Genomic DNA, 26,152 nt, shown 5'->3' with positions numbered 1-26,152 from the left:
AACATAAAGTGAACGGAATAACCTCCACAGCCGTATGTTCCCCCCTCACCCCGGACCGTACACCCTCAAGGGAGAGGGGGTCGACTGTGCAGACATTATTTTGTGGGGATCCCTCAGCCCCGTGGGAGAGGGTTAGGGTGAGGGCCTCAGCGCTTCGCGTTAAGCTCAGCAATGTCCTTCGGCGTGGTGCGACAGCATCCGCCAATCAGCTTCGCACCGGCGTCCAGCCACTGGGGCAGATACCCCGCCAGCGTCTCACACGCTTCGCCGTGGTGGTGCCAGGTTTTGGTCACCGCATCATAATGCTCGCCCGAGTTCGGGTAGACCACCAATGGCAGCGCCGTCAGGCTTTGCAGGTGTTTCAACGCCGCCGTGGTGTTTTCCAGAGCGATACAGTTAATGCCCAGCGCGACAATCTGCGGAGCGCTTGCCAGCACGCTGACCACATCACGCAGCGGCGTACCGTCGCTGAGGTGTTCGCTGTCCCGTAAGGTAAACGAGAACCACGCCCGGGCGCGGGGATATTCGGCCAGAAGTGCCGCCAGCGCCCTGATTTCCGCAAAGGACGGCAGCGTTTCACACGCCAGCAGATCGGCACCGGCATCCAGCAGCGCCTCCACGCGCGGGCGGTGGAAAGCAGTGAACGCTTCAGCACTGCGCACATAGTCGCCGCGATATTCCGAGCCATCCGCCAGATAGGCGCCATACGGCCCCACGGAGCCGGCGACCAGCAGCGTGCCCGCATGCGGATTTTCAGCCAGATACGCTTCACGCGCCTTGCGCGCCAGCGCCACGCTTTTGCCGATCAGCGCCCGGGATTGCGCTTCATCGAGGCCGCGTGCCGCAAAGCCCGCAGGCGTCGCCTGATAGCTGGCGGTGATGGCCACCTGCGCGCCAGCCCGGTAGTAGTCGAGGTGGACTTCGCGGATAAGCTCCGGGTTTTCCATCAATACTTTGGCAGACCAGAGGTTGTCTGCAAGATTACATCCCCGCGCTTCCAGCTCCGTCGCCATCGCGCCATCCAGCACCACAAACGGCTGTTTTTCGAGGATGGCGGTAAGCGGATTATTCTGCGACATGTTCAGGCTCCTGCGATGTCATATTTCGGGTCAGGTAGTACGCACCATAACACAGGGCGACAAACGGAATCCCGCAATAAAGGGCAATGCGCTGGCTCGGGTCAAACCACAGGCCGACACAGGCCACCACGCAGAGGATAAAACCGAGCACCGGCACCAGCGGATACCACGGCGCACGGTACTGCAGCGCAGAGAGCGGCTGGCCGGACTGCAGATGACGACGACGGAAAACGAAGTGCGACGCGCAGATGCTGATCCAGACCGCCACCACGGCAAAGCCCGAAATTGCCGAGAGCGCCACGAACACCGTGTCCGGCGCCACCACACTTGAGAACAGCGCCAGCACGCCACCGAGCATGGAAACGGAGAGCGCCGTCAGCGGCACGCCGTTTTTGTTCACCCGGGCAAAGCAGCGCGGCAGCGTTTTCTCATTAGAGAGCGACCACAGCATGCGCCCGGAGGCATACAGCCCGGAGTTCGCCGCCGAGAGGATCGCCGTCAAAATCACAAAGTTAAAGATGTCCGCCGCGTAAGGAATACCCACTTTTTCAAACACCAGCACGAACGGACTCTTTTCCACGCCCGCCTGCTGCATCGGGATCAGCGCCGCCAGCACAAAAACAGTACCGATAAAGAAGATAATCAGCCGGGCAATGGTGGTACGGATAGCCACCGGGATCACCTTGTGCGGGTTTTCCGTTTCACCCGCCGCGATACCGATCAGTTCGGTCCCGGAGAAGGCAAAGTTCACCGCCACCATGGTCATCAGGATCGGCAGGCCGCCGTGCGGGAACCAGCCCTCCGCGGTAATGTTACTCAAGCCTGGCGCCGGTGAACCGTCCTGCATCGGGATAAAGCCAAAGACCGCCGCCCCGCCCAGGATAATAAAGGCGATAATGGTGATGACTTTGACCAGTGAGAACCAGAACTCACCTTCCGCAAAGAAGCGCGTGGAGATGACGTTAAGGCCAAAAATCACCACGCAGAAGACCACGCACCACGCCCAGACGGGCACCTGCGGGAACCAGTACTGCATACAGAACCCGGCGGCGGTAAAACTCGACCCGAGCGCCACCGTCCAGGTGAGCCAGTAGAGCCACGCCACGGTGTAACCCGTCGCCGGGCCAAGATAACGCGCGGCATAGACGTGGAACGCGCCGGTTTCCGGCATCGCCACGGAGAGCTCGCCCAGACACTGCATCACCAGCCAGACCACCAGCGCGCCTATCAGGTACGCCAGTAGCGTACCGGCCGCCCCGGTCGTCGAAATAATGTATCCGGTATTGAAGAATAACCCTGTCCCAATCACGCCACCCAGCGAGAGCATAATCAGGTGGCGTGTTTTCATGGTGCGCTTAAGCTGCCCATTTTCTTGTTGTGTTTGCATATTACCTTCTATACGTATGGACATCTAAACATCCAAAGAAGGTGTGTTATACCGCGATTGTTAATAAAAAGCTAGATGACCAGACGTAAACGGGCACGCCGCGCGCTGAGTCTGGGGTGGGTGGTGAGGATCACATAGAGAATCGGACGCCAGGCCATAGGCACCTCCGCAAGCAGATACTTACAGCATGGTGCCGGACGAGACGTTCTTCGGTCAGTCGAAAGTAGTATCCGTGAAGAGCGGCGTCATACTGCAACGCTACCCGGCGCAAGGGTTGGTAATTCTCACAATCAGTTCTATAGTCGACACAGTTTCTTAGTAACCAGGACTGACTGATGCGCTTTAACGGACTGACCAAAGGTTTCTTTATTTTCATCCTTGCCCTTGTGACATGGGCGTTCTTCGACGTGCTGTCGCCCTACTTTTCCGCCATTCTGTGGGCGGCCATTCTGACCGTCATCTTTAACCCGGTAAAAAACAAGCTGCGCGCCGCGCTGGGGGATCGCAACGGGCTGGCCTCGCTGTTGACCATCGGCATTATCTGTCTGATCGTCTTTATCCCGCTGATGGTGATCCTCTCTTCACTCGCCATTGAGCTGAACGTGGTGTACACCAAACTGCAGGAGAACAACACCCAATTCCCGGAGGTGGTAGCCAGCATTTTCAACCATCTGCCTGACTGGGCCAGCGGTTTCCTCGCGGATCACAACCTGACCAACGCCGCGCAGATCCAGAAAAAACTCTCCGATGTCGCCCTGCAGGGCGGGCAATATCTCGCTGGCAGCGCGTTTCTGATTGGCAAAGGCACGTTTGGCTTCGCCATTAGCTTCGGCATCATGCTCTATCTGCTGTTCTTCCTGCTGAAAGACGGCCCGTATCTGGTGCGCCAGATCCTCGATTCCCTTCCGCTGTCCGATTTTGCCAAGCAGCACCTGTTCGCCAAGTTCGTCGGCGTCTCCCGCGCCACGGTAAAAGGGACCGCAGCGGTGGCCGTGGTGCAGGGCATACTCGGCGGAATTGCCTTTGCGATTGCGGGTATCGACGGCAGCGTACTCTGGGGCGCGCTGATGGCGTTCCTCTCGCTGGTGCCGGCCATCGGCTCGGCGATTGTCTGGGTACCGGCCGCCATTTTCCTCTTCGCCACGCATCAGATCTGGCAAGGGCTGTTTATTGTCGGCTTCTTCGTGATCGTCGTCGGGCTGGTGGACAACATCCTGCGCCCGCTGCTGGTGGGGAAAGACACCAAAATGCCGGACTACCTGATCCTGATCTCCACCCTCGGCGGTATGGAGCTGTACGGCATTAACGGCTTTGTCATTGGGCCGCTGATTGCTGCGCTGTTTATCGCCTGCTGGAACCTCTTCTCCGGGCGCGACCACGAAGGCAACGCCGAAGAGCTGGACGCGGATTTCATTGAAGAGGGAAAAAACCCTCCAGATTTGTAAGGATGTGACGATAAAGACCACACCAGGCGGCACTGTGCCGCCTTTTTTTTCGCCTTAAATCAAACGTTTTCTATAATTTGAAGAACGCCGTCCTCTTCATGTTGTAAAAGGATCATCTGGTGCGAATCGCGACGATAACAAACTGGGCCTACGGTGCCACGGTCTGCCTGACTATCGCCTCCGGCATCATCATGCTGATGGCGTCCAATGCCGACACGCTTGAGCGTCAGGCCGTTGAACAACGCCAGCGTTTTGATGCGCTTACGGAAGATATCGAAACCGATATCTGGGCGCAGTCTGATTTAGCCCGGCTGTACGTCATCAAAAAAGATCCGCAGGTTCTCAAAGAATATAACCAGGCCGAAAACAGCCTGAAGCGCATCGAGCTTCGGCTGGAAAAGCTGCAGGATAATGGCGCTTCGGATGAAGAACTGGCCCTGCTGCATGAAGGAATAAAGATCGTCGATGAACTGCAGGACGAACAGCAAACCGCACTGAACAGCCTTGAACAGGGTGACGACGCTCAGGCCGTTGCCCTGCTTTATGGCGCACCCTATGAGCAGGAGCTTGAGCGCGCCCAGAACCAGATCGATCACTTTCGCCAGATACTCGACAAGCGCGTTATCGCCTCCGTTCAGGAGGCGACAAAAAAATCGAAAGCGCTGCGTACGGCTTCTGAAATGATGGTCGGCCTGACCGCACTGCTGTTCCTGTTTGTCCTTGGTTTTATCCTGAAACGTCGCGTGCTGCGCCCCGTGGTGCGGTTGAGCGACGTGGTGCACCGCCTGGCGTCACAGGATTACGCGGTTGAAACGCCCAATTTCAACCAGATTGATGAGATAGGTGACATGGCGCAGGCCATCCGCATCTTCCGTGAAAACGGGCTTGCGCGGCAGCGTCTGGAAAGAGAGCGCGATGCCGAATGGGCCATCCGCGAGCTGCTGGCGCGCATGACCCAGCGGCTGCAGGGGTGTGAGAACGTTAACGATGTGATTAACGTGGCGGAGCTGTTTGCCCCCAATATCGCGCCGGGGATCGCGGGCCGGCTCTACGTCCTCGACCGCGATCCGTGGCAGATGCGCTGCGTCGCGCACTGGTTGTCGCCGACCGGTGAAGAAGCCACGTTCCATCCGGATGAGTGCTGGGCCATACGGCGCGGGCAGAGCCACCCGCCGGTAAACGGTGAACCGGATATTGCCTGTTATCACCTGCCGGCGTCAGAAGGGGACAGTTCGCTGTGCGTTCCCCTTATCGCCCAGGGCGAGGCTATTGGTTTACTCTCCTTCCAGAATATCACTGCAGAAAATGCCCCTTACCGCGCCTATCTGGAACTGATGGCTGAAGCACTTGGGCTGGCGCTGGCCAACCAGCGTCTGCGCGACGCGTTGCTGGAAAAAGCGTTGTTTGACCCACTCACCGGCCTGCGTAATCGTCATCATCTGGAAGATACCCTGCAAACCCAAACGGCACAGGCGATGCGCAGCGGCGAACCGTTAAGCTGCATGATGATCGATATCGACCACTTCAAGAGCATTAATGACCGGTTCGGGCATGAAGCGGGCGATCAGGTGATCAAAAGCGTGGCGTCGATTGTTCAGCGGGCCACACATGACAACGGGCTGGCATTTCGTTACGGAGGCGAAGAGTTTCTGGTGCTGCTTTCCGGTGCCGATGAAGAAGAGGCGCACGCCTGTGCGCAGAAGATTTACACCGGCGTGCATGAGCTGTCGCTTCGCTACGGGCTGACCGAGATTGGGCCGGTGGACGTGTCGATTGGGATTGCCAGCTATCCGCAACATGCCCAGACCGACAATCTGCTGCGCGCCGCGGATGTGGCGTTATACCGGGCGAAAGAGCTGGGCCGGTCGCGGATCGTGAGCTTTGGCATGCTGGAGGCAGGTTAGCGGGTCTTTGCGCCTGCTCCTGCGGATGGCGAGAAATGGCACGCGCGATGTGTTAACTGACCAGGCAACAAAATCAACCCTCAACGCCTTCTTGCCGGGTCAGAAGATCAATCATTGCCCGGGTGGCTGCCGACTGACGTCGGTGCGGTGCAAACAGCACGGAAAAAGGTCGCGATCGTCCCCGGAGTTGTGGCAGCACCTCAACTAACTGGCCGCGCTCTATTCTGTCCCGGACGATGAATTCATAGCTCTGGCAGATCCCCATCCCCTGCTCCGCGAGCGACACCACGCCGAGTACATCATCTGATATTTCGATGGTTGATCCCGGCAACCAGTCAATATCGCGCCCTTCATCCCGAAATACCCAGGGGGCGATACGTCCGGTGCGCGGCATGATAAACGGCAGGCACTGATGATGCTGCAACGCCTCCAGCGTCTGAGGTCTCCCTCTCCGATGCAGGTAGTCCGGGGAGGCGACCAGCAGCAATGCCGCCTCTTCCAGCTTACGCGCCACAAGCCCGCTGTCGGGCAACTGTCCCAGACGGATCGCCAGATCGAACCCCTCCGCGATCAGGTCAACGTTGCGATTGGTAATGTTCAGCTCCACCTGAACGCGTGGAAAGCGTTGATGATACTGCGCCAGCAGCGGCGGCAGGCGGTAGTGGGCATAGGTGGTGGGGACACTCATTCTCACGCGGCCGGTCAGATCGCCCTCCTGATCCCGGCCAACGCGTTCGGCGTCATCAAGCAGAGAGAACGCAGTACGCGCCTGCTCAAGATAGACGCGTCCGGCTTCTGTCAGCCCCACCCGGCGGGTCGTGCGCTGTAACAGCTGCCGTCCAAGACGCGCCTCCAGGCGGGTGACCGCGCGGCTCAGCACCGAAGGCGTGGTTGAAAGGGCAACCGCTGCGCCCGTAAAGGAGCCGTGTTCAACCACAGCAATGAAGACTTCAACGTCGCCGAGGTAATCGAATTTCCGGCTCATTTTGCTCTCTCAGGAACAAATGTTTTTCAATCTGGCTAATTTATCTCCCGTTGGGCGATGAGTAAAGTGGCCTGCATTCATCACCTGAACGTGCCACTGGAGTCTGCCAATGTTCAACCGCGCCCTTATTCTGCCCGCCATCGCGATGGCGGCATTGTTCTCTTTTCCGCTCTTCGCCAGTGCAGAGAATCACGCCCCCCTTGAGCGCTGGCGTAGCTATGCTGGCGTGACCTGGGATAGCCCGCAGGACGGGCAAACGCCGACGACGTTTACCGGTTCGGTGAATGCGCCCATTGCAGGTATCCATTTTGATGCCAGCGACCGGGCCTTTGTCAGTACGCCCCGGCTGGTTTCCGCCGCAGCCCCCGCCACGTTGAGTATTCTGGATACCACGTCGCAGTCCGGCCCTGCCCGCCTGACGGCGTTTCCGTCCCGCGAGGGCAATGCGGTGAACACCGATCCCGCTCACAGCCTGCGCAACGTGCTCGGTTTTTATATTGACCGTAAAAACGGCTGGCTATGGGCGCTGGACATGGGGTTCGTCGCGGGAGAAGCCCAATCGCCTGCGGGGTCGCAGAAGCTGGTGGTGCTGGATCTCAACTCAGGCCGCACCATTAAACGTATCGCTCTGGATGACGTGGCGGACCGCAAAGCCAGTTTCCTGAATGATGTGGTGGTCGATGAGAACCGCCGTGTCGCTTATATTTCCGACAGCGGATCGCGGAGTGCTCCTGAAAACCAGGTGGGGCTGATTATCGTCGATTTCGCTACCGGTACGGCCCGGCGCGTACTCGATCGTCACCCTGCGCTGCAGATTGAGCCTGGCGTTAACGTCGTCTCGCATGGAGCGGAAGTCTGGCCAGGTAAACCCTTACTGATTGGTATCAATGGCATTGCGCTCTCTCCCGATGCGGGCACGCTGTACTGGACGGTGACAACCGGCACGCATGCATATGCGGTACCCACTGCGATACTGAGGCAGCCTGCGTCAACCAATGCGCAAATCGCCGAACAGATCCGCGATTTGGGTAGCGTGGGAGGCAATACCGACGGGATAGTGACGGATGAAAAAGGCAACCTCTACATCACCGATGTCACACGCAATGGTATCGTCAGATACGATCCTGAGACCCATTCCATGTCGCTGGTTGCGGCAAATGAAGAGGTGCGCTGGCCAGACACGCCGGCAATCCGTCCGAACGGGGAGCTGATCTTTACCTCAAGTCGCCTCAATGACCATTTTGCGGGAGCCGTTAAACCGGGAGAGGAGCGCTATGATTTGTGGCGCTTGCGTCTCAGTGCTTTACAAAAATAAGAATAAGTAGACCAGGAGCCCAGCATATATGGGCTCATATTTTCAGACGATTTTATTTCCTTAAAGGTGGCACGCGATAGTCGTCCCTCCACTCAGGAAGCAGTAGCTAAAACAGTGCTCCAGGGCATTTTCGGGAGGCACCCTTTACTTCACGCTTCACCGAAGTAAAGTACGTCTGCACCACATAGACTGGGCCTTTGTTAATCAGAGGATGATAAAATGAAAACCCAGCAAGTCGATTTTGCCTCTTTATATTTTGGTACCCCTGTCGCCATTATCTCCAGCCAAAATCCTGACGGTTCAACCAACCTGAGCCCGATCTCGTCGTGGTGGATCCTTGATCAGAATATCGTATTCGGCCTTGGTACCGACGGAAAGTGTTATGAAAATATAAAGGATAATACGGGTATTGTTCTCAATATTCCGGACAGCCGCTTATGGCCGAATATTGAAGCACTCGCCAATAAAACAGGCAAAGCCTCACTAACAGAATGGAAGAAAAAGATGGGGTATGTTTTTGAACAGGATAAGTTTAGCTGCGGAAATTTTCACAAAATGAAGTCGGAGACAGTTAACGCAGTGAGAATTAAGGAGTGTCCGATACAAATAGAAGCTACGGTTTGCGGGATATCGCCCCTTGCCGGTTCCCGGGAAAGCCTGGTATCCGTTGATGCCACGATAACCTGCGTGCACATTTCCGAGACGTTATTAATTCACACCGGGAAAGGGTTAAAATTTAATGTGGAGAAATGGCAGCCCTTATATTACCTGTTTCGTCACTATTTCTCTCTGGGCGCCCGGCTTGGTCATAACTTCCGATGTGATGAGTAACCCCAACATTCTGGCAACGGAAAGTTTTAAACTTTTCGTGATATTCTGTCTTTATGCCCCTGGCCTCATATAATCGAGTCATATTCGCCACTGTATTATCGCCTGCCACGCACAACATATTGTGCATGGCAGGTGATGATAATTTTTATGGAAAAACGTCTATGTCGAAACTGGATTTGAGGTCCAAAAAAACCTGGGGCGCCCTGGCATCGATCGCTGTTGTCGCCGGTACGCTGGCATCGGCTTTTGCATGGACTGCGGGCTGGCTTGGGTCACGCACGGTCAGCCAGGCACTGGTGAGTGAAACACCAAAACCCTTTCCGCCGGGCTTTCGCCGTGCGCATGGCAAAGGCATCTGCTTTGCCGGCACCTTTGTGCCAAACGGCTCAGCGGTTTCTCTGTCCACCTCCCGGCTCTTTTCTCAGCCGGAAATCCCCGTAGTGGGCCGGTTCTCAATTGGTACTGGCGATCCCCACGCCCCGGATAGTACAACCAAAACCCTGAGCATGGCGCTGTTGCTGAAAACGGATGACAAGCAACAATGGCGGATGGCGATGAATAACGAACCTTACTTTGCCACCCGCAACCCGGAAGGATTTCTGGCCTTGCGCCAGGCCACGGCAGTTGATGCGGCCACCGGCAAGCCGGACCCGCAGCGTCTCGCGGACTTTTTGAAAGCCTACCCGGAGGCTGAGAAATACCTTAAATGGGCGGCGCAGAAACCCGCCCCCGGCAGCTTCGCCGGGGCGACGTTTTACAGCATCAACGCTTTCTACCTTGTGAACGCGCAGGGGGAGCGACAACCTGTGCGCTGGATGATGCGTCCGCACGATCCGTTCTTCTCCCTGAGCGATGAACAGCGAAAGAAAGCGGATGATAATTTCCTGTTCGAAAACCTGCGCCAGCGCCTGGCACAGAAACCACTCTACTGGGATTACGTTTTGCAGCTCGCGCAGCCGGGCGATCCGGTGGATGACCCTTCCCGGCCCTGGCCGGATAATCGCAAGCAGATGGTGGCCGGCACGCTGGAAGTGACGCGTGTCGAAGCGCAATCCGTGGGTGCGTGCCGCGACGTTAACTTTGATCCCTCTATCGTTCCGGCGGGCGTTGCGGTGACGGATGATCCCGTCTTAAACGCGCGTTCGGCCGCTTACTCACACTCTTTCAGTCGCCGTGAGCGGGAAATCGGCTACGGCAAAGCCACCGAAGCCGTGCAAAAGCAGGAGGTAAAATGAGCACGAATAAACGTCTGCGTGAGCACGCCCCACAGCATTTCAATACCCTGGCGCGAAGCCTGCACTGGCTGATGGCGGTTATGATCCTGGCGATGCTTTTCATTGGTGCCGCCATGATGACGTCGTTACATCATCGGATTTGGTTGATCGACCTGCACCGGCCACTGGGTATCGCCATTTTACTGCTTGCGCTGGTTCGTCTGGTCAACCGACTCCTGAGCCGCACGCCTCCTCTGCCTGCGGATTTGCCCGTCTGGCAGGTGCTTGCAGCGAAGGCATCTCACTGGGTGCTGTACGCGTTGATGCTGGCAATGCCGCTGCTGGGCTGGGCACAGCTTTCGGCAGCGGGCGTGCCGATCGTGATGTTTGACGGTTTCAACCTGCCTCCGATTGTTCCCGCCAGTCCGGCACTGTATGCGTGGTGCCACGACGCCCATAGTCTTCTGGCAAAATTACTTTTTGCGGTGGTGCTGGTCCATCTCTCGGCCGCATTAGTGCATGCGTGGATCTACCGGGACACCGTTTTTGCCAGCATGGCGAAAGGAAACAAGTCGGCATCAGCCGTCCGGGAGGAGCTGAAGTAAGGAAAGCGGTTCTGGACAAGCACACCCGGAATGCTCGTGTCCTCGCTAATCGTCATCCTGAAACGGCAGATTCAACCGGGGCGCGTATTTTGTCTTCAAATTCGCGCCCCCAAAAAGCCACGGATACCCCACCGCTCATGGGGTGGAAGATAATATCAATCAAATAAAGTGATCATTTTTTAAACACAAGAGCATTTCCGCCCGCAATTTATGCTTTTATCAAAACGTTAAGCGGCGCTCGCATAACAAACACCCTGCCAACAGAAACACCTAACTCGTTGATAAAGATGAGTTTACATCAATAAAAACGATAAAAACCCTTGCTCACCAACAAAATATATCAACTCGTGTGATATCTAAATTATAATTCTTATACTTCTGTTAAAAAGGTGGAGGCCGAAATGCGATTAACCTTACTGCTGTTATGCTGTCTGGTACAGAGTGTAACCTGGGCAGGCGAACTGCCAAAACCTGTTGGTAAACCCATTTTAACGATTTACGGTAATATAGAAAATACCAATGAAAATGGAAAAGCAGTGTTTGATCTCGCCAGCCTTGAAAAACTGGGCATGGTAAGCTTTGAGACGACTTCCCCCTGGTATAATGGTCGAACTAAGTTTGAGGGGGTTCCGATGCGTAAACTCATGGATTATGTGGGTGCAAAGGGTACTAACATTAATGTTATTGCGCTCAATGATTACTCAACCGTCATCCCGCTCAGCGACTTTAAAAAATACAATGCCATACTTGCTTTGAAGGTGAATGGCGAATATATGCGCATCCGCGATAAAGGTCCATCATTCATTGTATACCCCTATGACAGTCTTCCTGAGTTGAATAATCAGATTTATTACTCGCGTTCAGCATGGCAGGTTAGCAAAATGAAGATTGAATAGCAGTTCAGGAGAACATAATGAACAGGATACTGGTTGGTATCATTTTTTCTCTTTTTATCACGACAGGATATATTGCATTCCTTGTTTACGATCGCCAGCAGGAATTGCAAAAACTGACTCAATACACCGAGTCCTGGTCCGTGGCTCAACTGGTATCCGAGTATTACCGCTTTGAATCATGGCTTGGTCTATACGCAACCGATACCGATGACGTTACGATAGACCAGGTCCGCATGCGTCTTGAAATTATGCTCAGTCAGGGCGATTTAATGAAGGGGGGTGATTTAGGTCGCTACATTGACAGCGATAAAACGCATCAGGAGCTCGCTTTACGCTTAGAAAATATACTGAATTATCTGGATAGCCATCTTGAAAACATGAGCCATGCCGAGTTACAGGCCTACCTGAAAAATATGCATGAGCTCGATGCACCGCTCAGCCAGCTTTCTGCCACGGCATTAACAAAAGATATTAACACGGTTAATGAATCCAACACAAAAATACAGATCCTTTACTATATTTATTCCGCGCTTTCATTGCTGCTGGTGATCCTAAGCTTTATTCTTGGCTTTTTAATGATCTACCAGAATAAAAATATTCTCAAAGCGCACATGCAGGTTAAAAGCCTGGCTGACGAACTGCAAATATCAAAAGAAACACTGCAAATTCAGAATGCGAAGCTGGAATATGATGTTTATCATGATTCCCTCACTGGCATGAAAAACCGTCTGTTCTTCTGGGACGATCTCAACAAAATTAATCTTCAGGCGGATAAAAACCATACGCCTGTCACGGTGATGTTATTTGATTTAGACCGGTTCAAAGAGGTCAACGACACCTATGGCCATGATACCGGCGATTTACTGTTGAACCAGGTATCCCGACGTCTCACCTCAATGAGCAGCGCTTCTGATACGTTTTACCGGTTGGGCGGTGACGAATTTGCCCTTCTGTCCAGTGGCTTGACCGAAAACGCGGCAATTTCGCGCGCCAAAGAAATCAGCGATCAGATCAGCCAGCCCTATACGATTAATAACCAGCTGATAAAAATTGCGACCTGCGTGGGTATCGTTTTATCGGATAATGAACGACGCTCTGACTTTCTGTATAAATTTGCCGACCTGGCCCTCTACGAAGCGAAAAAAGCCGGTTCCCAGCAGATAAAAGTGTTCCGTCAGTGGATGATGCAAAAATTGCAGGAGAGCAGAACCCTTGAACATGACATGGCACTGGCGCTCGATCACAATGAATTTGTGGTTTATTACCAGCCGATTGTCGATTCATTCAGCAATGACATTTACGGCTACGAGGCGCTTATTCGCTGGATGCACCCGGTAAAAGGGATGCTGTCGCCTGACTACTTTATCTCTGTTGCTGAAAAAACCGGGATGATCAACGCGATCGGCAAAATTGTGCTTGAGCTTGCCTGCCGGGAAGCGGTCTCCTGGGCGGTTCCGGCACGGATCTCGGTGAACGTCTCACCTATCCAGTTGGGTAATAAATCGTTTACGACGATGGTGCAGACCATCCTTAAAGAGACAGGATTACCGGCTAACCGGCTTGAGCTGGAGGTGACAGAGTCTTCGCTCTTCAGTGACAGCACGATGCCGATTACGATTCTGAAAAAGCTGCGTTCGCTGGGTGTGAAAATTTCCATCGATGATTTTGGCACGGGATATTCGTCGCTCTCCAGATTGAGTGAGCTTAATTTTGATAAAATCAAAATAGACAAATCCTTTGTGAATCCGATATCCACGCAAGATGATGCGCTTAATATCGTCAAACTGATTACCGGTATGGCGAAGAGCCTGAATATGAGCGTGATTGCAGAAGGTGTAGAAACCGAAGCGCAGCTTGAACGTCTTCAGGCCCTTGGCTGCGATCTGGTGCAGGGATACCTGTTTGGAAAACCACAGCCGGAGATTGACAGCAAGATTAGATGCGGTTGAAATGGTTCGCGGTTGCTTCTGGCCCAACACCATTTAGATGACAGCGAATCAAAGGTTAAAAAATGAAAAAGACCGTCCCGGAATATACGCCTGTTGATTTATCTCGTTGGGCAAGGAAGGAGCATTTTGAAGTTTTTCAGTCGTTTGCTGAATGTACCATCAACCAAACCGTCCTGATCGACATTACCGTACTGCGTAAACATATTAAAAAGGTTGGCTGGAAGTTTTACCCGACAATTATTTTCCTCCTCTCCAAAATCATGAACCGGCATCCTGAGTTCCGTATGGCCATGAAGGACAATGAGCTTGTCGTATGGAATGAAATTCATCCCAGCTATACCATCTTCCATCCCGAAACGGAGACGTTTTCGTCATTGTGGAGCCACTACGATGGCAATATGCACCACTTCCAGAACACGTATGCAGAAGATACGGCGCGCTATGGCAATAACCTTTCCTACTGGCCTAAGGAAGAGTCACGGGAAAATGTCTTTTTCGTATCGTCTATTCCGTGGGTAACCTTTACCAACTTTAATATGAACATTGCGCATATGAAGAACTTCTTTTCTCCTATGTTCACGTTTGGAAAATACTACGAACAGGATGGGAAAGTGTTGTTGCCTATGGCGGTGCAGGTACATCACTCGGTGTGCGATGGCTTCCATGTGGCGAGGATGTTTAATGAGTTGCAGGAGATGTGTGATGGGTTGCCGGAGCTGTCAGCGGAACTTAACGCATGATGCGTAAGAAGTCGTGATGGTTTCTTTTGGTCGGATTGAGCATTAAGTCTGCCAGACATCTATGCTAAGCAAGAGCAAGCCTGCGCACTGTCATCAGAAAATCGAAAGGGGTCGAGTTCCACAGCTCAGGTGAAAAATCAAATCCATATCGCATTTTGAATTCATCATCCAGCCTGCCTTTATTACACTCAATAAAAGTATCAACTTCTTCGGCTAACGCTTTTAGCATCCAACCGGGGGCTGTTTTTTTATACAGATTAATGATGCCCTCAATGGTATCCTCCCCCTCATTGATGAGGTCATGATCCTGATTGAAATAACCCTGAATCAGCTGATCAAGATGATAAAAGCTTTGCATAATCCTTCTACTCTATAGGTCGGAACTGCACATATTTGTCAGCGCGTGTGAGAAGCCAACCGGCCTTTCATCATTTTATGCGCTTTCCATGAAAGGCCAAGTGGTATCAGATACCAGACCGCAATAACACCAAAAACTGCAACAGGTAAGTAATATAACAGCAGCGAGTACGTATAAAAGACAGGAAGCAATATCAGCGGTGCCAGGATAAGCATCAGACAAATCATCCCACCATGAAAACGCTTACTTAGATCATCCACTAATGTTGAAAGCGTTTCGTCAGCATTTTCATCCCTGCTCAATACCTCTTTCAGACGAGATAATTGCTTACTAGTAAAACCATTATCCAGCAGGTCTTTTTCCGTCAATTGGCTAGTCATATGCTCGTCTGTTTTCATGATTGGTATGTTCATGAAAGGATAACCTTAAGATGGGATTTTTTAAACACTTGACTCAATGACGAATTGCCGGAGATAGCAGACAGGGTTGAAGATCAACAAACACTATCGTGCCGGATTCGAGGCTTTCTCGCTGGGTTTAGTAGCGTCTCCATGTTGCACGTTAGACTTCATTGCAGGCATCGGCCTGGGCTTAACATTGAATGCCCGAACTTATGCCCCAGCAGTGACTTGGTTCTGGTCGAGTCCAGTCACAGAATTTAAAGTACCGCCAATAAACAACTGTATAGGGATTTTTAGTTGATAACAGGAACAAAACAATAAATTAAGGTGTTGTTTTATAATGAAGAATATTTAAATTCTTTAAAAATGCCCCAGAAATGCCCCTATGCAATTGGCCATCATTCCTCCAATGATGCGGTAATGATCCATTATGAATAATTACCGCAGTTCAGGAATCTAACCAATCAATGACATCCAGAGCTTGCGCAGGTGTGGGAACAATTGGTCATTTTTTGTCTGATACTCTTCGATAAGCATTAAGATGTCTTCATCATCCAATGGTAAAATGTATCCACGATCGTCTTTGGCTGTGTCTTTGCAGCTTTGATATAGCTTTTCTTTATTTTCTATACTCCGACATACTAATATTCCCACTTTGCCTCTACTAATCGAGAAGCGCCCAGATAACTGATCCAATTCTGGGTTACCAACTTCTTTACCATAATTTTTACATTCTATGTATATCATTGAAGAGGGGTAGTGCAAACCAATCCACTTGAAAAAACCGAATGTAGCCTCATTGCAATATGAAATGTCAATTCTCTTTCTTCCATCATGAATTTTATGCTGTTTTGTTGGATGACAAAAAGAAGGATAGAATAAAATAGAGAATAGTTTCTCAATCAAATCCTCATATTTAGTTGCATCATCCCTACCTGGTACTATGGATTTCAGCTCGTCAATAAATGGCTGAAAATCAACTTTAGGAGATTCATTTTCCATTTCTGCAAAATCAGAATGTGGTAATGGCTCAGAAGGGGCATCATTTTTCCTCACTCTATATTCATCAAGCACATGAGGGTATTTAAGCGTTTGCTCAACAATTGCAAGTTTGTCTTTCCCATATTTCTCCATCAGACTTTTTTTAGTAACTCTATGCTTTCCATTCCTCAGTAACTGAACTAGTTCTGATCCTGCTCTTAAATGTTGCTTTTGCATTTCTGGTAATAAAAAATGTCTATAGTATTCATCATGCTGATAAGTTATTTGATGCCGGACAATTATTTTCGGAACAAGAATCACTTTACCTTCATTAGTCATCGGCAACGAGACATATCCCTGTTCCCACTTCTCCTCTCTTGGATTCCAGATAGGACCAGATGGAACATTATCAGTTAATTTAATACCATAATAATTACAAATATCTTGCGTGTATTTTATTAACGGGCCTCTTAGTATGTTTGAAACTGCATCTGAAATCATATCAGTTCCAATGCCCTCAATTAGTAGAGCAGTATCTTCTAAATCCTGTAACAGACCAGACTTCGCAGCCTTACTCTTTGTTAAGGCTCCCCAAACAGTCTTCGCAGCACCTTCTCCAAAGCCATGGCCTCTTGATTTACCACTTGAGTATCCTAAATGATACTCATTCCTTTCGTTTAAACATGAGAGCAAATTTTGCGCTCTAACATCCTCACCATTTTTAATAAGCTTCAGAACTGTTTCAAAATAATTTTGCAGATGTGAAGATAACTCATTGCCCCATGGCGAGTTAAGAGACTTTATTGCTGCAGGATCTAAAAAAACCTCAATGTCTGTGTCTAAAGGAACATCTACGAAATCTAATTCAGATTGATTCCTTTTAACTCCGAAAAATTCCGAAAAACGCATATGCATCCCTCTAAAGTTTTAATAGTGTTTTATTAATAAACCATGGCCTGATTCACTGGTCAACAAAAGTAGATTTCGACAAAAATCGCACTACACCACACCCGCCTGCGGTTTTCAGATCGCAAAAATTTTTTCAGTTAGGATTTATTACAAATGATAGCGCCAGACCGCGCCACAACTGGGGATATACAGCGAGTAGGGAACTGAAAAGAGTAAAAAGAATTACAGCTTTTTTCAGTTCAGCTTTACTCCAACATCATAATCACTTGAATTAAACTATTGATAGTAAAGAGATAAAAAAATTAAATGAGATTTTTCATGGTAGCCAACTACTAACTCAAAAGTTAACAACCTGATTATTATACATATTTTTTCTTAAACAATTGAAATTTAATGAACCGAAGCCGGGAAAATTTTAGTTACTCCCGGAGGGCCGTTCACAGGCTTTCTTTGGCTGCCAACAGGAGTACTAATGCTTTTTGTCGCTCGTCCGGTGGCAAGGCATCCATTAGCTATTTAATCCTCCCCTGGCCGCTCCAGGCGCTGGGACTAATCATATGTGAGAAGGAAACGTTCATCACAAACGTATGCCCGCACGCTACATTTGAGCAATAACAGTGCACATCTGCTAATTTGGGATGCTTCAGTTTATTTTCCTCACCGTTGCCACAGACATATACTCCGGGCACTAAATTTTCATCATTCTCTTAGCTAAACCTCTGTTGCCTGCCGGAAGAAAGGATTTTGAGTCCCTGTATCCGGGTCTGAACGTATAACACTGGTAAGAAATTTTACATCATTGATTTAATTAAATTTAATCTATTACAACTGGATTAAGTCAAGAGGTAGGGAAAGATAACATACTGATTTTTTACTTCTTTTACAGGCCACCTCCATTAGATAGTTTATAACTCCTATCTTTTCCTTTAGCGGCCTCAACCTTACGGCATACAGCATCATCGGGGCACATTTCCTGGACCGAACAGAAGATGCCCTGATTGTGCCCCCCCAATCGCATGTTGATTTCAAGAAAAGAAGGGAGACCTCAAACGACTAAAAACAGCGTAACATCAATGTTTTTGAAGGGTGTTGTTGCTGTGAATGGGCTTGAGAAAACTAGGGAATGGTGCCGATAATAGGAGTCGAACCTACGACCTTCGCATTACGAATGCGCTGCTCTACCAACTGAGCTATATCGGCCCTGAGAGGCCGGTTACGAGTGTAACCACGGGGCAAAAGGTTAGATCTATCCGGGTGATGCGTCAATGCCCTTTTGAATCAAACGGCTATTTTTGCATCACCCGTGATTATTTACGCACGAATCGTATCGTCGCCGAAGCCGATCCACTTATACGTGGTCAGTGCTTCCAGCCCCATTGGACCGCGCGCGTGCAGTTTCTGCGTGCTGACCGCCACCTCCGCGCCAAGGCCGAACTGGCCGCCGTCGGTGAAGCGGGTGGAGGCATTCACATACACCGCAGAGGAGTCCACCTCGTTCACGAAGCGATCAGCATTGCGCAGCGTACGCGTCAGGATAGCGTCGGAATGCTGCGTGCCATGCTCACGGATGTGCGCAATAGCGTCGTCAAGATCGGTAACGATTTTCACGTTCAGATCCAGGGACAGGAACTCATCGTCGTACTGCTCCGCTTTTACAGGAACGACATTCGCCGGGCCATCCTGAAGCAGTGCCAGCGCGCTGGCGTCAGCATGCAGCGTTACGCCGCTCTCTGCCATCTGTTTGCTCAGGGCAGGCAGGAAGGTGTTCGCGATACCCTGATGCACCAGCAGCGTTTCCACCGTGTTACAGGTGCTTGGACGCTGGGTTTTCGCATTCACGATAATCTTCAGCGCCGGTTCAATCTCAGCGCTGTCGTCCACCACGATATGACACACGCCGATACCGCCGGTGATCACCGGGATCGTCGACTGCTCACGGCACAGCTTGTGCAGGCCCGCGCCACCGCGTGGGATCAGCATGTCGATGTACTTGTCCATGCGCAGCATTTCATTGACCAGCGCGCGGTCAGGGCTCTCTATCGCCTGCACGGCGCCCGCAGGTAAGCCACACTCTTCCAGCGCCTGCTGAATAACTTTTACCGTCGCGGCATTGGTGCGCCAGGTCTCTTTCCCGCCACGCAGAATAGCGGCGTTACCGGTTTTCAGGCACAGGGAGGCGACATCCACCGTTACGTTTGGACGGGCTTCATAAATCACACCGATGACGCCGAGCGGCACGCGGCGACGCTCAAGACGTAAACCGCTGTCGAGCAGTCCACCGTCGATCACCTGCCCGACCGGGTCAGCCAGATTGCAGACCTGGCGAACATCGTCGGCGATACCTTTCAGGCGTGCCGGGGTCAGGGCCAGGCGGTCGAGCATCGCTTCGCTCAACCCGTTACGACGCGCCTCCAGCAGATCCTGCTCGTTAGCGAGCAAAATCTCCTGGGACTGGGATTCCAGATAATCAGCGATTTTTTCCAGCACGCGGTTTTTCTCGCGGCTGGAAAGGAGCGCCAGTTTGTAAGAGGCGGCCTTCGCGGCGGCGCCCATTTGTTCCAGCATGTTCTGGCTCCTTAACGAATAATCATGTCATCGCGATGCACGGCAACCGGGCCATATTCATAGCCCAGAATGGCGTCGATCTGCTGCGAGTGTTGACCCGCGATGCGGCGCAGGGCATCACTGTTATAGCGGCTTACGCCGTGGGCGATGTCGCGACCTTCGAGGTTACGGATACGGATCACTTCACCACGGGAGAAGTTGCCTGTCACGCTTTTAATTCCTTTAGGAAGCAATGAACTTCCACGTTCCAGAATCGCGGCGGTTGCCCCTTCATCAACAACAAGCTCGCCCGCAGGCGGCGCTCCAAATATCCAGCGCTTGCGGTTTTCCAGCGGGGATTCCTGGGCGTGGAAGCGGGTACCGACGGAGATGCCTTCCATCACGTCACCAATCACCCCAGGGCGGCTACCCGCCGCAATGATGGTGTCGATACCGGCGCGGCATGCTACGTCAGCGGCCTGCAGCTTGGTTCCCATGCCGCCCGTACCCAGGCCGGATACGCTGTCGCCGGCAATCGCGCGCAGCGCATCGTCGATACCGTGAACGTCGGTAATCAGCTCGGCTTCCGGGTTGGAGCGCGGGTCGGCGGTAAACAGCCCCTGCTGGTCGGTCAGAAGCAGTAATTTATCCGCACCGGCCAGAATCGCCGCCAGCGCAGAGAGGTTATCGTTATCACCCACTTTGATTTCAGCGGTGGCAACGGCATCGTTTTCGTTAATAACGGGAACGATATTATTGTCCAGCAGCGCACGCAGGGTATCGCGGGCGTTCAGGAAGCGCTCTCTGTCTTCCATATCCGCACGCGTCAGCAGCATCTGCCCGACGTGGATGCCATAAATAGAGAACAGCTGTTCCCAGAGTTGAATGAGTCGGCTTTGTCCCACGGCGGCCAGCAGCTGTTTGGAGGCGATCGTCGCGGGGAGTTCGGGGTAACCCAGGTGTTCACGCCCGGCGGCAATCGCCCCGGAGGTCACAATCACAATACGATGCCCTGCGGCATGTAACTGAGCGCACTGACGTACAAGCTCAACAATGTGGGCGCGATTTAGGCGGCGCGATCCGCCTGTTAACACACTGGTACCGAGTTTTACCACCAGCGTCTGGCTGTCACTCATGATTCTCTGCCGTTCAACGATAAGGGAAAGTAATGTCGAACGAACGTTTTAACAGGAGTCAGCCCGGTTGCCAACTGCCTTAGCACATCGCGAAACACTTTGTTGCGCGGGATCAGGAAGCGTAGCGGTGAAAATTGACACTTTTATTACCGAAATAATAAATCACAGTTTTTTAAAATTATTCTTAGTTTGTCATAAAAGTTTCATTGCAGAGCGATAAAACCCTTCCTGTTTTTTCACGGGACTTAAGCCGACGCTTATCGTCCAGCGAATTTTTTAGCGCGTTTATAAGACAGGATCGAAAATGAAAAAGAGCACTCTGGCATTAGTGGTTACGGGCGTAGTGGCTTGTGCATCGGTTCACGCCGCAGAAGTTTATAATAAGAACGGTAATAAACTGGACGTGTACGGCAAAGTAAAAGCCATGCACTACATCAGTGATGATGATTCTAAAGACGGTGACCAGACGTACGTTCGTTTCGGTTTTAAAGGCGAAACACAGATTAACGATCAGCTGACGGGCTATGGCCGTTGGGAATCCGAATTTGCGGGTAACAAAGCCGAGAGCGACTCCTCTCAGAAAACGCGTCTGGCGTTTGCTGGTCTGAAACTGAAAGACTTCGGTTCTCTGGATTATGGTCGTAACCTGGGCGCACTGTATGACGTGGAAGCCTGGACCGATATGTTCCCGGAATTCGGCGGCGACTCTTCTGCACAGACCGATAACTTCATGACCAAGCGTGCTACCGGTCTTGCCACCTACCGCAACACCGACTTCTTCGGCGTGGTTGACGGCCTGGACATGACGCTGCAATACCAGGGTAAAAACGAAAACCGTGACGCCAAGAAACAGAACGGTGACGGTTTCGGTACTTCTCTGACCTATGACTTCGGTGGCAGCGATTTCGCGGTGAGCGGCGCATACACCAACTCTGACCGTACCAACGCTCAGAACCTGCTGACGCGCGGCGAAGGCAAAAAAGCCGAAGCCTGGGCAACCGGTCTGAAATATGACGCGAACGATATCTACCTGGCGGCAATGTACTCTGAAACCCGCAATATGACCCCAATTTCAGGTGGCTTCGCCAATAAAGCCCAGAACATCGAACTGGTTGCACAATATCAGTTTGATTTCGGTCTGCGTCCGTCCCTGGGCTATGTCCAGTCTAAAGGCAAAGATATCGAAGGTATCGGTGACGAAGATCTGGTGAAATACATCGATGTCGGCGCAACATATTATTTCAACAAAAATATGTCCGCGTTTGTTGATTATAAAATCAACCAGATTGATGACGATAATAAACTGGGTGTGAGCAGCGACGATATCGTTGCCCTGGGGATGACCTACCAGTTCTGATAATGCAGACATAAAAAACCGGCTTGATGCCGGTTTTTTTATCGGGGATTAATGCGGTCTGCTGCCCTCACCCCGGCCCTCTCCCACAGGAAGAGGAAGAAGAGCATCAGGCCGTCAGTTTCGCCGCTTCACTGGAAAAATTATCCGCGGGCTCAAGCTTCAGGTCCAGCGTGGCCAGCAAATCTCGCGCCTTGTCGTGGAACTCTTTGAGCGTATATTCCAGGCGATCGATCACTTCCTGATCTTTAATGGTGGTAGCCTGCCAGTTGCCGTCTTTATTAAACAGGCCAAACTGGTAGCTATAGGTAAAACGTTTCTCTTCTGCTTCCATTTCCATCCACCAGCCCCAGAATTCACGTTTTTCGGGTGCAGGCTTCACGTTGACGCATACAGCCAGGCAGTCGAAAAAAAAGCGATTCTCTTCACACTGCTCTTCTCGAATATACGGGCCAAGAGCCATGAACTTCTTAATCAATCTACTTTTCGGGTGTCCACTCGGTAACGTCATTGCGATCTCCTTTTGTGAAGCCACTGTTTTACCAAACCAGCGAAATTTAGCAATCTATTAACACAATCTCTGCGCGATCCAGCGCGTAATCTCTTTCAGCGCTTTGTCGAAATTCTGATAGACCGGGCTGAACGGCACCTCAAGCAATTTGCCATCCGCAGATGACGACGTGATTAAACGCGACTCTTCTTCCGGGCTGAACGGATCGTTCTTCCAGAACCCCGAAAGCATCGGCGTCGGGCAGCGGCGGCCCAACAGGCCCTGCGTTTTTAACGAGTAGCGATTAAGCTCAACGCGCAGCGCTTCGTCTGATGCATCATGCATACCCAGTCGGCTGGCCAGCACATCGAGGTACATCTCCGGCACGCTGCCCTGGCGGGCGGGGTCGCTGAGCAGAGCGTGAACCACCGGGCCAAGACAGGCCACGGCTTTCAGACGAGAAGATTCAAGGTAGGCCAGACGCACCGCAACGTTCGCGCCAAAACGGAAGCCAAATGCCGCCACGCGGGTGTGGTCGACCCAGGGAATATTTTCCAGCGCTTTTAGCGCATGCTGGTGCAGCAGGCTGGAATCCTGAGTCAGTTTCCATTTGGATGAAAAACCAATAGAGGGCATATCCAGCGTCAGCATCGCGATCCCTTTTGGTGCGAAGTAACGCTCATACAGGCTGTAATAGTCGATCTGCAATGAATCCAGCCCCCCGCACATCAGCACGGTCGGGAACGGACCTTCACCTTCCGGCATATGCAGGAACCCGGTAACGGATGACCCACCCGGAATGGTAAACTCGAGCTCACGCATCTGGCCCGGCAAGCGTTGAGCCGCCTCTTCATAGGCGCGATTGGCCAGCGCCTGTGCCTGCTCGGCCAGTTCGTCGCCTTTTAAGTGAGGATAGGCGGCAATGGCGTAGAGATTGGCCGCATGCAGCCAGTGCTTGCCGCTGAGCATGGCATTCTCTTCCTGGCTGGCTTTTTGCTGCCAGAGCATCGCCTGTTTAGACCATTCGTAGATCCAGTTTCCGCCGCGGTAGCCCACCACCGTATCGTAGAGTTCACTGTCGGTCCGTTCGGCTTCACTCATCACGATGCGCGCCTGCACATCGAGAATTTCACGGGGGTCGATACCGCGCCAGATCCACATCAGGCGGTTAATCATGCGGTACCAGTGGGGGACGTTTTTACCGTCTAACGCGGACTGGACGGCAGGCTGGGTACCCGGGTTAAAACGGCGCACCAGCGTCGAGGTTTCAGGGTGCTTGAAACGGGGTTTGAAGAGCGTCTCGGTGAGATTGGCCTGCGTCATTGCGTTGCCTCCATGGATACGTCATATAGAGACTATTGTAACGCGCGTCAGACTAAAAAAAACAACGCCCGGCATCACCGGGCGTTAAAATAATTGCGGTCTGGAATTAACGACCTGAGATTGGCGGTACGAACACCACGCCCATATCCCATGGCTGTTCAATCCAGGTATCCTGAGGAATATCAATCACGTAATCGTCAACCAGAGGGCGACCCGCCGGTTTCGCGAAGATAGTGACGAAATGCGCTTTCGGGTACATTTCGCGGATGGCCACCGCAGTACCACCGGTATCCACCAGGTCATCAATAACGATGAAACCTTCGCCGTCGCCTTCCGCGCGTTTCAGCACTTTCAGCTCGCGCTGGTTGTCATGGTCATAGCTGGAGATGCAAACGGTATCGACATGACGAATACCCAGCTCACGTGCCAGCAGCGCCCCCGGTACCAGGCCGCCACGGCTGACGGCAATAATGCCTTTCCACTGTTCGGAAGGCATCAGACGCGCAGCCAGTTTGCGTGCGTGGATCTGCAACATGTCCCAGGTGACGACGTATTTTTCGCTCATGTGAAGTGTCCCAGCCTGTTTATATACGGCTTAAAAAAATGAGGGTGAACCAGGTTGCGCGAGATTATAGAGATCTGACGCACTAAAAACCAGTGTTTAGCGCCCTCTGCCTGAGTTTTTACATGCTTTATGCTACCAGCCAGCAGAGAAAGTGGTATTCTCAGTTTCATCTCGCAAGCCTGACTTGTGGTGACTATTAACCTGCTAACCCTGTGACCTGCAACCCTGTTTGCAGAGCATCGACAAGGAGACTTATCGTGTCTGAACTGTCTCAACTATCTCCGCAGCCGCTGTGGGATATTTTTGCCAAAATCTGCTCCATTCCACACCCGTCCTACCATGAAGAACAGCTTGCCGAACATATTATGGGTTGGGCGAAGGAAAAAGGTCTGCACGCTGAACGCGACCAGGTTGGCAACATTCTGATCCGCAAACCGGCTACCGCAGGTATGGAAAACCGTAAACCGGTTGTGCTGCAGGCGCACCTGGACATGGTGCCGCAGAAGAACAACGACACCGTTCACGACTTCACTAAAGATCCTATTCAGCCCTACATCGACGGCGACTGGGTGAAAGCGCGCGGCACCACCCTGGGTGCAGATAACGGAATCGGTATGGCCTCCGCGCTGGCAGTGCTGGCTGACGACAGCGTTCAGCACGGTCCACTGGAAGTGCTGCTGACCATGACCGAAGAAGCGGGCATGGATGGGGCGTTTGGTCTTCAGCCGAACTGGCTGCAGGCGGATATTCTGATCAACACCGACTCCGAAGAAGAAGGCGAGATCTACATGGGCTGTGCGGGCGGGATTGATTTCATCTCTACCCTGCCGCTGTCACGCGAAGCAATTCCTGCCGGTTTCCAGACCTTTAAGCTGACGCTGAAAGGGCTGAAAGGCGGCCACTCCGGCGGTGATATTCACCTGGGTCTGGGCAACGCCAACAAACTGCTGGCGCGCTTCCTGGCAGGCCACGCGGCTGAGCTGGATCTGCGTCTGGTGGATTTCAACGGCGGTACGCTGCGTAACGCGATCCCGCGTGAAGCCTTCGCGACTGTCGCTGTCCCGGCCGCAAAAGCGGACGAGCTGAAAAAACTCTCCAGCGTCTACCTGGATATCCTGAAAAACGAACTGTCCGCGAAAGAGAAAAACCTGACCGTGGTGCTGGAATCCGTCTCAACGGATAAAGCCGCGCTGACCGCACAGTCTCGTGACACCTTCGTTCAGTTGCTGAACGCGACGCCAAACGGCGTGATCCGCAACTCCGACGTGGCGAAAGGCGTGGTGGAAACCTCACTGAACGTGGGCGTAGTAACCATGAGCGACGACAGCGCAGAAATCATCTGCCTGATCCGTTCCCTTATCGACAGCGGTAAAGAGTATGTGGTGAGCATGCTGGAATCTCTGGGTACGCTGGCCGGTGCAAAAACCTCCGCCAAAGGCAGCTATCCGGGCTGGCAGCCGGACGCAAGCTCGCCGGTGATGGCGCTGGTGCGTGAAACTTACCAGCGTCTGTTCAACAGCACGCCGAACATTCAGGTGATCCACGCGGGTCTGGAATGTGGTCTGTTCAAAAAACCGTATCCAGACATGGACATGGTTTCTATCGGGCCAACCATTACCGGGCCGCACTCGCCGGATGAGCAGGTTCATATCGAAAGCGTGGGTCATTACTGGACCCTGCTGACTGAACTGCTGAAAGCGATTCCTGCTAAGTAATAGCCTTACCCCAGCCCTCTCCCAAA

The 26,152-nt window shown here is 52.2% G+C and carries 22 protein-coding genes, 1 tRNA gene and 1 pseudogene; 11 read left to right on the top strand and 13 right to left on the bottom strand.

Going from position 1 to position 26,152, the window contains the following annotated elements; genetic code table 11:
- Window positions 1-146 precede the first annotated feature (146 nt).
- Together mmuM and mmuP are read right to left on the bottom strand one after the other, a co-directional pair.
- Window positions 147-1,079, bottom strand: a complete 933-nt coding sequence (gene mmuM, locus EKN83_RS22515) for a homocysteine S-methyltransferase (RefSeq protein ID WP_045286817.1) — start codon at window positions 1,077-1,079, stop codon at window positions 147-149.
- A complete protein-coding gene (gene mmuP, locus EKN83_RS22510) occupies window positions 1,066-2,466 on the bottom strand; it encodes an S-methylmethionine permease (RefSeq protein ID WP_008503244.1) in 1,401 nt (466 codons plus the stop codon). The genes mmuM and mmuP overlap by 14 nt, the downstream gene beginning before the upstream one ends.
- Before the next feature lie 335 nt (window positions 2,467-2,801).
- On the opposite strand from mmuP, the gene EKN83_RS22505 reads away from it, so the two are divergent.
- On the top strand, window positions 2,802-3,911 hold the full coding sequence (locus tag EKN83_RS22505) for an AI-2E family transporter (RefSeq protein WP_008503245.1): 1,110 nt from the start codon (window positions 2,802-2,804) through the stop codon (window positions 3,909-3,911).
- 119 nt (window positions 3,912-4,030) lie between these two features.
- On the top strand, window positions 4,031-5,815 hold the full coding sequence (locus EKN83_RS22500; protein ID WP_045286818.1) for a diguanylate cyclase: 1,785 nt from the start codon (window positions 4,031-4,033) through the stop codon (window positions 5,813-5,815).
- Between the two features lie 73 nt (window positions 5,816-5,888).
- Here EKN83_RS22500 and EKN83_RS22495 read toward each other — a convergent pair whose 3' ends face one another.
- The gene (locus EKN83_RS22495; RefSeq protein ID WP_126801734.1) at window positions 5,889-6,800 is read right to left on the bottom strand and encodes a LysR family transcriptional regulator; all 912 of its coding nucleotides are present in this window, start codon (window positions 6,798-6,800) and stop codon (window positions 5,889-5,891) included.
- A gap of 109 nt (window positions 6,801-6,909) precedes the next feature.
- On the opposite strand from EKN83_RS22495, the gene EKN83_RS22490 reads away from it, so the two are divergent.
- The 7 genes from EKN83_RS22490 to catA all read left to right on the top strand — a co-directional run bounded on the left by EKN83_RS22490 (window position 6,910) and on the right by catA (window position 14,350).
- Entirely contained in the window at window positions 6,910-8,115 is a 1,206-nt protein-coding gene (locus tag EKN83_RS22490; RefSeq protein ID WP_126801733.1) for an L-dopachrome tautomerase-related protein, read from the top strand.
- Between the two features lie 219 nt (window positions 8,116-8,334).
- Window positions 8,335-8,946, top strand: a complete 612-nt coding sequence (locus EKN83_RS22485; RefSeq protein WP_126801732.1) for a flavin reductase family protein — start codon at window positions 8,335-8,337, stop codon at window positions 8,944-8,946.
- Between the two features lie 161 nt (window positions 8,947-9,107).
- Window positions 9,108-10,181 carry a catalase family peroxidase gene (locus EKN83_RS22480; protein ID WP_126801731.1) on the top strand — a complete coding sequence of 358 codons (1,074 nt, stop codon included), beginning with the start codon at window positions 9,108-9,110 and terminating at the stop codon, window positions 10,179-10,181.
- Complete coding sequence (locus EKN83_RS22475; RefSeq protein WP_045286923.1) at window positions 10,178-10,765, top strand: cytochrome b; 588 nt, start codon at window positions 10,178-10,180, stop codon at window positions 10,763-10,765. The genes EKN83_RS22480 and EKN83_RS22475 overlap by 4 nt, the downstream gene beginning before the upstream one ends.
- A gap of 401 nt (window positions 10,766-11,166) precedes the next feature.
- Entirely contained in the window at window positions 11,167-11,661 is a 495-nt protein-coding gene (locus EKN83_RS22470) for a molybdopterin-dependent oxidoreductase (RefSeq protein ID WP_025756248.1), read from the top strand.
- Between the two features lie 17 nt (window positions 11,662-11,678).
- Window positions 11,679-13,610, top strand: coding sequence for a GGDEF domain-containing phosphodiesterase (locus EKN83_RS22465; protein WP_045286924.1), 1,932 nt, complete (start codon window positions 11,679-11,681; stop codon window positions 13,608-13,610).
- 62 nt (window positions 13,611-13,672) lie between these two features.
- Complete coding sequence (catA, locus tag EKN83_RS22460) at window positions 13,673-14,350, top strand: type A chloramphenicol O-acetyltransferase (RefSeq protein WP_126801730.1); 678 nt, start codon at window positions 13,673-13,675, stop codon at window positions 14,348-14,350.
- 64 nt (window positions 14,351-14,414) lie between these two features.
- On the opposite strand, the gene EKN83_RS22455 is transcribed toward catA, so the two are convergent.
- The 7 genes and pseudogenes from EKN83_RS22455 to proB form a co-directional block, all read right to left on the bottom strand.
- On the bottom strand, window positions 14,415-14,708 hold the full coding sequence (locus tag EKN83_RS22455) for a contact-dependent growth inhibition system immunity protein (RefSeq protein WP_126801729.1): 294 nt from the start codon (window positions 14,706-14,708) through the stop codon (window positions 14,415-14,417).
- 38 nt (window positions 14,709-14,746) lie between these two features.
- Window positions 14,747-15,121, bottom strand: coding sequence for a hypothetical protein (locus EKN83_RS22450; RefSeq protein ID WP_260591348.1), 375 nt, complete (start codon window positions 15,119-15,121; stop codon window positions 14,747-14,749).
- A 444-nt stretch (window positions 15,122-15,565) separates the two neighbouring features.
- Window positions 15,566-16,999 carry a hypothetical protein gene (locus EKN83_RS22445; protein ID WP_126801728.1) on the bottom strand — a complete coding sequence of 478 codons (1,434 nt, stop codon included), beginning with the start codon at window positions 16,997-16,999 and terminating at the stop codon, window positions 15,566-15,568.
- A gap of 437 nt (window positions 17,000-17,436) precedes the next feature.
- Window positions 17,437-17,675: pseudogene (locus tag EKN83_RS22440) on the bottom strand (ogr/Delta-like zinc finger family protein).
- 448 nt (window positions 17,676-18,123) lie between these two features.
- Window positions 18,124-18,199, bottom strand: a tRNA-Thr gene (locus EKN83_RS22435).
- 111 nt (window positions 18,200-18,310) lie between these two features.
- Window positions 18,311-19,564: a glutamate-5-semialdehyde dehydrogenase gene (gene proA, locus EKN83_RS22430; RefSeq protein ID WP_095441188.1), complete on the bottom strand. Its 1,254-nt coding sequence runs from the start codon at window positions 19,562-19,564 to the stop codon at window positions 18,311-18,313.
- Window positions 19,565-19,575: 11 nt separating this feature from the next.
- A complete protein-coding gene (gene proB / locus EKN83_RS22425; protein WP_025760272.1) occupies window positions 19,576-20,679 on the bottom strand; it encodes a glutamate 5-kinase in 1,104 nt (367 codons plus the stop codon).
- 304 nt (window positions 20,680-20,983) lie between these two features.
- Between proB and phoE the strand changes: the two genes are divergently transcribed.
- Window positions 20,984-22,036 (top strand): phosphoporin PhoE, encoded by a 1,053-nt coding sequence (phoE, locus tag EKN83_RS22420; RefSeq protein ID WP_025760273.1) that lies wholly within the window; start codon window positions 20,984-20,986, stop codon window positions 22,034-22,036.
- A gap of 106 nt (window positions 22,037-22,142) precedes the next feature.
- Here the strand turns inward: phoE and crl are convergent, their stop codons facing one another.
- The 3 genes from crl to gpt form a co-directional block, all read right to left on the bottom strand.
- Window positions 22,143-22,544 carry a sigma factor-binding protein Crl gene (gene crl, locus EKN83_RS22415; protein ID WP_025760274.1) on the bottom strand — a complete coding sequence of 134 codons (402 nt, stop codon included), beginning with the start codon at window positions 22,542-22,544 and terminating at the stop codon, window positions 22,143-22,145.
- Window positions 22,545-22,601: 57 nt separating this feature from the next.
- A complete protein-coding gene (gene frsA, locus EKN83_RS22410) occupies window positions 22,602-23,846 on the bottom strand; it encodes an esterase FrsA (protein WP_126801727.1) in 1,245 nt (414 codons plus the stop codon).
- A 106-nt stretch (window positions 23,847-23,952) separates the two neighbouring features.
- Complete coding sequence (gpt, locus tag EKN83_RS22405; RefSeq protein WP_003863205.1) at window positions 23,953-24,411, bottom strand: xanthine phosphoribosyltransferase; 459 nt, start codon at window positions 24,409-24,411, stop codon at window positions 23,953-23,955.
- A gap of 257 nt (window positions 24,412-24,668) precedes the next feature.
- On the opposite strand from gpt, the gene pepD reads away from it, so the two are divergent.
- Entirely contained in the window at window positions 24,669-26,126 is a 1,458-nt protein-coding gene (pepD, locus tag EKN83_RS22400) for a cytosol nonspecific dipeptidase (protein ID WP_045285113.1), read from the top strand.
- Window positions 26,127-26,152: the final 26 nt, after the last annotated feature.

The organism is Enterobacter sp. WCHEn090032 (assembly GCF_003986875.1).
In the GTDB taxonomy this organism is placed as follows: Bacteria; Pseudomonadota; Gammaproteobacteria; order Enterobacterales; family Enterobacteriaceae; genus Enterobacter; species Enterobacter sichuanensis.
Note: the sequence above shows the minus strand (reverse complement) of the source record. Positions and strands in the feature narration are given on the sequence as shown.